This window comes from uncultured Thermosynechococcus sp. (genome assembly GCF_937958135.1).
In the GTDB taxonomy this organism is placed as follows: Bacteria; Cyanobacteriota; Cyanobacteriia; order Thermosynechococcales; family Thermosynechococcaceae; genus Thermosynechococcus.
This window is the reverse complement of sequence record NZ_CALGOG010000064.1, coordinates 1-8,713: the sequence shown is the minus strand read 5'-3', so window position 1 is coordinate 8,713 and position 8,713 is coordinate 1. Positions and strand designations below refer to the sequence as shown.

2 protein-coding genes and 1 pseudogene are annotated in these 8,713 nt (G+C 55.0%); all 3 read right to left on the bottom strand.

Translation table 11 applies throughout. The features are described from left to right. Positions 1-166: 166 nt before the first annotated feature. On the bottom strand, positions 167-3,349 hold the full coding sequence (locus tag Q0711_RS07860; RefSeq protein ID WP_299042225.1) for an ATP-binding protein: 3,183 nt from the start codon (positions 3,347-3,349) through the stop codon (positions 167-169). Between the two features lie 59 nt (positions 3,350-3,408). Beyond that, the gene (locus tag Q0711_RS07855; protein WP_299042222.1) at positions 3,409-8,034 is read right to left on the bottom strand and encodes a glutamate synthase-related protein; all 4,626 of its coding nucleotides are present in this window, start codon (positions 8,032-8,034) and stop codon (positions 3,409-3,411) included. Positions 8,035-8,320: 286 nt separating this feature from the next. Then, positions 8,321-8,713 (bottom strand): annotated as a pseudogene (locus tag Q0711_RS07850) (restriction endonuclease); the annotation flags it as partial.

Sequence of the window (8,713 nt, the reverse complement as noted above, 5' to 3'; positions counted from 1 at the left end):
GGGAAGAATACGCTATTTCATCGTTTTTCTGTCTCTCAATCTGCCGTTCAATACTTCTGTGACTTCTCGTCATTACTGTGGCAATGAGATGCCTCTGCGGTCAACGAGACGTGTTATTGACGGGCATTTTCTGGAACTGTGGGGCAACGTTGCGTCAGCCTGCATATCAACTCAGCGTTAGTTCAACAATCTTATCAAAGCGGAAGGTTTTCACCAGTTGCTGAAGACCTTCAATCAGGGCAGCTTCTTCGGGCGGGATTTCAGCAATGAGTTCACGAATGCGCTTAGCATTCAATTTTTTGGCCGCTTCTTGAAGCTCAGCAATCCAAGGGCGAGGCATCACCATCAAAGCTGCTGGATCAAGCACCTGTGGCCGGGGAGCAACGGGGGCAGGCGGAGCATTCTCGTAGAGATACGTTAGGTTTAACTGGGCGGCCAGTCGTTCAAAAATCGTTTGCGGGCGGAAGGGCTTAGCAATGTAATCATCACACCCCAGATTGAGGAGTTCTCGCTTGTCCTGCTCAAAACCACTGGCAGTAACGGCAAGAATTTTAGTGGGGAAAACCCTTTCGCCGCGGCGCAGGCGATCGCCCATTTCTTTCTTGATCTGTCGTGTTGCCGTTTTACCATCCATCACGGGCATGCGGATATCCATGAGAATGGCATGGGGCTGCCAGCTGCGCCAGATCTCCACTGCCTCTTGACCATTGCAGGCTTCGCGGCAGCGAAATCCCACGGGTTCTAGGAGTTGGGTCAACAATTGACGATTTTCAGGAAGATCATCCACCACCAAAATGCGAACTTCAGAGGTGGGCGATCGCAGGCCTACAACGGTTTGTGCCCTTTCCTCCCGAAGCTCTTGGGGATCCCCAAGGCGAATGGTGATCTCAAAGTAAAAGTGACTACCCTGCCCCTTGAGGCTCTGTACCTGAATATCTCCCCCCATCAACTGCACAAACTGACGACTAATGGCCAGCCCTAGCCCCGTGCCTTCGCTTACTTTTTTACTGCTATCGGTTTGCACAAAGGGCTGAAAGAGCATTTTCAACTCGTCGGGAGTCATGCCAATGCCCGTGTCGCTAACTTCAAAGGCGAGGCGAGGAGGGTCTTGGGCTTTATAACTAACCTTGAGGGAGACACCCCCCTTTTGGGTAAATTTAATGCCGTTGCCAATAAGGTTCACCAACACTTGACGGAGCTTCATTTCATCCGTTACCACAGCAACTGGCAGATCCGCTGCCAGATCAAAGACAAGCCACAGCCCCTTGGCCTCCGCCCGCACCTTCAGCATTTCTTCAAGGGTTTGCAGCATGCGTCGCAGATCAAAGGTCGTCTCCTGCAGCGTTACCCGCCCCGCTTCAATTTTGGCCATGTCCAGCACATCGTTAATCAGACCCAAGAGGTGCTCGCCGCTGCGGTTGATCTTTTCAAGGGTTTGGCGATGCTGCGGCGCTAGGGTGCGATCGCTGAGCAAAATTTGACTAAAGCCGAGAATGGCATTGAGGGGGGTGCGCAGTTCATGGCTCATATTGGCAAGGAAAATACTCTTGGCTTTGTTGGCTGCCTCCGCTGCCTCCTTGGCTTTGAGCAACTCCCGCTCCGCCTGGTGGCGCTGATGCGCTGCAAGGGCAATTGTCACAATATCCGCCACATTGCAAACAAAACTGCGTTCCTCCACTAACCAAACCCGAGGCTCGCCCACCTGTTCCACACAGATGACCCCCAATAACTGGCCATTGAAAATAATCGGGGCATTGATGAGGGAGTGGATATTGTGGAGCTTGGCATACTCCCGCAATTCATGGGTGCGGGGATCCGTCAGCAAATCATTGACCACCAAGGGTTCCCCACTGCGCAAGAGTTTTAGGTAATGGGGGTAGGTGGGCTGGGTGAGGTACGTGGGCTGGACAGAGTTATTGGCAGCCGGATCGTACTGGGCTACACATCTAAGGCGATCTTCTTGGAGTTCCCAGACGGATGCTCGCCCAACCCGTAGCGTTGTTCCTGTGACCTGAATGATTTCCTGCAATGCCATGCGAAAGTTTCCCTGCTGCACATGGGAAGATCGGCTTAATTGCACAAGGGCAACATTGTGGTCGTGGAGCACCCGTTCCTTTTCCAAAAGTCGCTGGTTGGCAGCCTCAAGGGCCGCAGTACGGTGAGCCACCTCCTCTTCTAAACGTTGATTAAAACGGTGCAACTCGCTAAAGCTCTCCTGAAGTTGGCCGGCCATGTCAAGAAACGTGCGACCCAAATTCCCCAGTTCATCTTGGCTTGTTGTATCCAGGTCTGCCTCAATCTCTAGATCGCCAACGGCAATTTTGTGAGCGGCGGCGTTCAGCTTTTGAATCGGCTGCACAATGTAACCCGTGACGATCCACGTTACAAGACTCATCAACGCAAAGGACACCCCTAGAATCAGCAGACCTGAGCGCGTTTCCGCATGGATAAAGTCAAGGAGGGTTGCTTCCTCTAGGCGAATCGCCAAACTCCAGCCCGCTTGGGAAATCGGCGCATAGAAGACCCACTGCCGCTCCTGAGAAGTCCAATCCGTCATCCAGCGATGACCCCTTTGGCCGCTGATCATGGCTTTGCCCAGGGTCTCCAGGTCACGGCGATTTTGTTCTTTGGCAATGTAGAAAATGGATTGGCCAATGAAGTGGGGATCGCTGTGAAAGAGAATCCGTCCCTTGTGATCTAGGACAAAGAACTGCTCTTTTTTCAGACCTTGGATGGGAATCTGCCGTTGCAGAGTTTCCAGCGCTACCTCCACTCTGGCCACCCCCTGCACTTTCCCCTGGCGGCGAAAGGGAACGGCATAGGTGACCATCCAACCATTCCCTGCTCCCTCGTCAAAGTAGGGATCACTCCAGCGGGGCTGCCCGGTGCGGATTGCTTCGCTGTACCAGTCCCCTCTAGGTTGCGTGTAGTCGTAGATGCGACCTGCGTCTTTTTGTGCCAGTGTGCCGTTGTTTCTATAAACGTAGGGGGCAAAAAGTCGTTTGCGGGGGGAAAAGGTATAGGGGGTAAAGGCGATCGCCATGCCATGGACTAGAGGGTTCATTTCCACAGTGCGGCGCAGAAATGAATACAGTTCTTGCTCCTTGGTGATCGGGAAGGCTTCTAGGGCATGGGCACTAGCCGTTGCCAAGGCCGCCATCTGCTCTAGGTTGTCATCAAATTGTGTTGCATAGAGCAACACCATAACCTGCTGCCATTGTTCATAGTCAGCGGTACTGCGGCGAATGACGCGGGCGCGAAGGTAGAAGAATAGGCCCGTGTAGATGGCGATAATGGGCAGGAGCGTCCCCAGCAAGAGCTTATGGCGAAAGGATAAGTGGCTCAGCATGGCGATCGCCCTCTCTAGGCTTTCCCCTTAATTTTAGGCTGCCGAAAAAGGCGAAGCCTCTAGGAAAGGGGACTGAGCACTTTGCTGCTGCTGTCAGTGGCCACTTCACCCACCACTTCCGGGGTATTCGCTTCCGAAGGTGGCACCACCTGCCAGAAGAGGGGCAAATAGCGCTCCCATTGCTCCAGAATCATTGCGGCTTTGGCACTCCCTGTGCGCTCGTGGTGAGCAGTAATCAGTTGCTTGAGTTGGGCGACACCAATGGCAGAGGTGACCCGCTGGAGTTTCACAATTTCGGGGTTGACCTTAGCAGGAAAATGACCTGCTTCATCCAAGATGTAGGCCAAGCCACCGGTCATCCCGGCCCCCACATTGCGGCCTGTGGGGCCTAAGACCACAACTACCCCACCGGTCATGTACTCGCAGCAGTGATCCCCTGTGCCCTCGACAACAGCACAAGCTTTGGAGTTACGCACGGCAAACCGCTCGCCGGCCCGGCCATTGGCAAAGAGGAAGCCACCTGTGGCGCCGTAGAGACAGGTATTGCCAATAATCACGTTGTCTGCAGCGGCGTAAGGAGCGTTGGCGGGGGGCTTGATAATAATTTCACCGCCGTGCATGCCTTTGCCGACATAGTCATTGGCTTCGCCTGTGAGGGTAAGGATCATCCCCGGCAGGTTGAAGGCACCGAAGCTCTGGCCGGCGCTGCCGTGAAAATTGAGAAGGATTTGACCTTCAAACCCACTGTCGCCGTATTTCTTGGCAATGACACCGGCAATGCGTGCTCCCACAGTGCGATCGGTGTTGGCAATTGGCAGGTCGAGTTGAATCGTTTGTTGCTTTTCTATGGCAGCTTGCACCTCTGGACGTGCCAAAATTTCATCGTCCAGAACGGCTCCGTTACTGTGAACGGTTTCGTGCTGCAACCACCGGCGATCGCTGCGGGTATCCGGCAACTTGGTCAGGCAATCTAGATTCAGGGGGGCAGTTTTCGTCAGGCTGACATCCTGCCGCGGCACCAGCAGATCCGCGCGGCCAATAATCTCATTCAGGCTGCGGTAGCCCAGTTTGGCAAGAATGGAGCGCACCTCCTCGGCAATAAAGAGGAAGAAGTTCACCACATGCTCCGGTGTCCCTGGGAAGCGCTTGCGCAGTTCCTCTTTTTGGGTGGCCACCCCCACCGGACAGTTATTGGTGTGGCAGATGCGCGCCATAATGCAGCCCTCGGCAATCATGGCCACCGAGCCAAAGCCAAACTCCTCGGCGCCCATCAGGGCCGCCATGACCACATCCCAGCCACACTTGAGGCCACCATCTACGCGCAGAATCACGCGATCGCGCAGTTGATTTTCCAAGAGCACACGGTGAACCTCCGTCAAGCCCAATTCCCACGGACTGCCGGCGTGCTTAATCGAACTCAGGGGCGAGGCACCGGTGCCCCCATCGTGACCGGAAATTTGAATCACGTCGGCATTGGCTTTGGCTACCCCAGCGGCAATCGTCCCAATGCCAATTTCTGCCACCAGTTTCACGGAGACCTGGGCTTGGGGATTGATCTGGTGCAGATCAAAGATTAGCTGTGCTAAATCCTCAATGGAATAGATGTCGTGGTGGGGCGGTGGTGAAATTAAGGATACTCCGGGCTTCGATCGCCGCAGCATGGCAATGTAGGGGCTGACTTTGGTGCCCGGCAGTTGTCCCCCTTCCCCCGGTTTGGCGCCTTGGGCAATCTTGATTTCAATTTGCTGGGCATTAATTAAATACTCAGGGGTCACCCCAAAGCGACCGGAGGCCACCTGTTTGATGGCGGAACTGGCGGTGTCGCCGTTGCGCAAGCCCCGCAGATGGGGAAATTGGGGAGAGTGCCCTTCGGCATCCACATCCGTGAGCACTTGGAAGCGAATCGGATCTTCGCCGCCCTCCCCGGAGTTGGATTTGCCACCAAGCCGGTTCATGGCGATCGCCAGCACTTCATGGGCTTCCCGCGAAAGAGCACCCAAGGACATGCCGCCGGTACAGAAGCGTTTGACAATTTCACCGGCAGGCTCCACCTCCTCAATGGGAATACTGGGGCGATCGCTCTTAAACTCCAATAAATCCCGCAGTGCCGTGGGCACCCGACCGGTGAGTTGGCGACGATAGACTTCGTAGTGCTCGTAGCTGTTGCTGCTGACTGCCTTGTGGAGTGCTTTGGCCATCTCCGGATTGTTCATGTGATACTCGCCACCGGGGCGGAATTGGATAAAGCCAAAGTTCTCCAGTTTCTTGGCCGTGAGTTCGGGGAAAGCCTTTTGATGAAAAGCAATCGTTTCTTGGGCGAGATCCTTGAGGGTCAGGCCGCCCACCCGCGATGTGGTGCCAACGAAGGCTTTATTGAGCAGGTCATCGCCAATGCCAATGGCCTCAAAAATTTGGGCGCCGCGATAGCTGGCAATCAGAGAAATCCCCATCTTGGAGAGGATTTTCAGGAGTCCCTCCTCCACGGCTTTGCGGTAATTTGCCTGCACCTGTTGCAGGGTTAGCTGTGGCAGTTTTCCCTTTGCCATCAGGCTTTGGGTGCGATCGCTATGCCACCACTGACGAATGGTTTCCCATGTTAGGTATGGACACACCGCCCCGGCGCCATAGCCAATCAGGCAGGCAAAGTGATGGGTACTCCAGCATTGAGCGGTTTCCACCACAAGGGAGACGCGACGGCGAATGCCCTGGGCAATCAAATGGTGGTGAACTGCCCCCACGGCCAATAGGGGCGGGATATAGGAGGTGTCGGCATCCAAAAGATGGGGTTCGCCGGCCAGATTGTGGCGATCGCTGAGCACGAGGATTTCCGCACCGCCTTTGACAGCGGCGGCGGCTTGTTCACAGAGCCGATTCACCGCGGCCTCAAGACCCGCAGGCCCTTGGGCAATGGCAAACTGCGTCGAAAGGCGGGTCGTGCCAAAGGGCGCTCTGAGAATCTCTTCTAACTCCGCTTCATTGATCAGGGGGGAATTCAGTTGCAGCAGGCGAGCATCCTCTGGGCTTTCAATGAGCAGATTCCCCCGCTTTCCTAGGCGAGTAACTAAAGACATCACCAGTTTTTCCCGCAGGGGATCAATGGCGGGATTGGTGACTTGGGCAAAGCGCTGCTTGAAGTAGTCATACAGTAGGTGAGGTTGCTGAGACAGTACCGCCAAGGGAATGTCATCCCCCATGCAGAACGTGGGTTCCTTGCCGTCCTTGGCCATGGCCTCAATGATCATCTCCACGTCTTCGGCACTGAAGCCAAAGGCCATTTGCTGCTGGAGGCAGGTCTGGCTTTCTAGGGTAAGGGTTTCGCCGTAGGGTTGAGGGGCAAGTTCTTGGCGATAGGTTTTCAGCCATTCCCCATAGGGCTGCTGTTGCGCTACCCGCTGTTTAATTTCCCAATTGGTGAGCAGCTCTTGGTGCTCTAGGTCAACGGCAATCATCTGCCCCGGACCGAGACGGCCCTTTTCAATCACCGTGGCTTCATCAATTTGAATGCTGCCCGCCTCGGAAGAGACAATCACTAAATCATCTTTGGTGAGGGTGTAGCGAGCGGGGCGAAGCCCGTTGCGATCAAGGGTGGCGCCGACAATTTTGCCATCGGAAAAGGCCACCAAGGCAGGACCATCCCAAGCTTCTTGCAGGCCGCTGTAGTACTCGTAAAAGTCCACCACCTCCGGGTGATCCGCTAAATCCGGCTGGTTTTGATAGGCCTCAGGAATCAGCATCATCATGGCCTGCAGGGGCTGCCGTCCGCACTGCACCAGTAATTCCAGAACACTGTCTAGATTGGCGGAATCACTGCTTTCGGCATTGACAATGGGCAGGAGATCCGCAAAGGCCTCTCCCCAGTAGGGATGGCTCAGTTGGGCTGCCCGTGCCCGCATCCAGTTGATATTGCCCAAGAGGGTATTGATTTCACCGTTGTGCCCCAGCATGCGCATGGGCTGAGCCAAGGGCCACTTGGGCATGGTGTTGGTGCTGAAGCGACGGTGATAGAGGGCAAAGGGGGTGATGTAGTTGGGATTGCGTAGATCTTCGTAAAACTGCGCCAGCACTACCGAGCGCACCATGCCCTTATAGACAATCGTGCGGGTCGAGAAAGAACAAATATAAAAATCCTGTCGCCAGTCCGCTTTGGTGTGGGCGATCGCCCGCTCAATGCGCTTGCGGGTCAAATAGAGCTGCCGTTCCAGTTCATTGCCACTGGCTTTGCTCGAAGCCACAAAAAGCTGCTCAATCTGGGGCTGATTTTGCTTGGCCTGCGTCCCCAACACACTGGGGTTTACGGGCACCGGTCGCCAGCCCAACAGACGCAGTTCATTCTCACCGAGAATTTTTTCAACAATGGCCTTGGCTGCTGCTGTGGCCGCCCCTTGGGGCAAAAAGAGCATCCCCACCCCAATCCGCTGCCGCGGAACGCCAAACTCCGGCAACAACTCCCAGGGAATTGCCGTCATGATGCCCGCCCCATCCCCAGAGTCGCGATCGGCACTACAGCCCCCACGGTGTTCAAGGCAGGTCAATCCCTCAAGGGCTTGGGTCAAGATGCGGTGACTGGCCACCCCCTTGCGATGGGCAACAAAACCCACACCACAGGCATCGCGCTCGGCTACAAGCCAAGGTTGTCCATGGTAACCAACTGAAGATAGGGGGGAAGGAAAGGTGGAGTGTTGCATGGGTCTGAAAACGTTCAATTGACTGAGGGGTCAAAACGTTGTCTAGGCAACAGCAACTTGCTCTAGTGACTGAAAAACGCCACGACTCTAAAGGGGGAGCCAAGGCGACAGTACAAGATTAGAGAGTGCTGGTGATGGATCAACGTATAGGGTCTCTCGCTATTATAGGGGGTTCTCTTGGATCCAGAAACGCCAGGCTCAAAGATTGTTGGCGTTGGGGCATTCCCGGCACAGGCGATGAGTACGACGCAAAACAGGTTTTCCCCCGCAACTTGGCGCAACTGAATTAGAGAGGATAGCTGAGTATTTCCTTGTTGGCCTGTAGCACGGTGTCGTACAGCCCAATATCTTCTCCCTCGTGCCGGTTGACACCCATGTAAACCAAGCTGGGGTCTTCATAGCGCTTGAACTTGTACACCGCATCGTTCATAAGGGCGCTGTTAAAGACGCCCAGACTAACCAGCAGTTCAAAGTCCTGCACGCTCAGGCCAGTAACCCGCTTGAACAACCCCGGCTCCAACTGAGTAATGACATCGCGCAGCGTGCGCTCGCGGTAGTCGGTGAGGTAGAGAAAGATGGGAATGCGCGTGGCAAGCTTGATCAGTTTCTCTTGGATTTCCTTGCGTTTGCTCTTGAATTCCTTCTCTTCTTCCGTGAGTTGTCGCTTTTCCTCGCGGGA

Excerpts from the sequence above, each read along its gene's own strand:
- Q0711_RS07860 (WP_299042225.1), bottom strand. The coding sequence starts at position 3,349 with ATGCTGAGCCACTTATCCTTTCGCCATAAGCTCTTGCTGGGGACGCTC.
- Q0711_RS07855 (WP_299042222.1), bottom strand. The coding sequence starts at position 8,034 with ATGCAACACTCCACCTTTCCTTCCCCCCTATCTTCAGTTGGTTACCAT.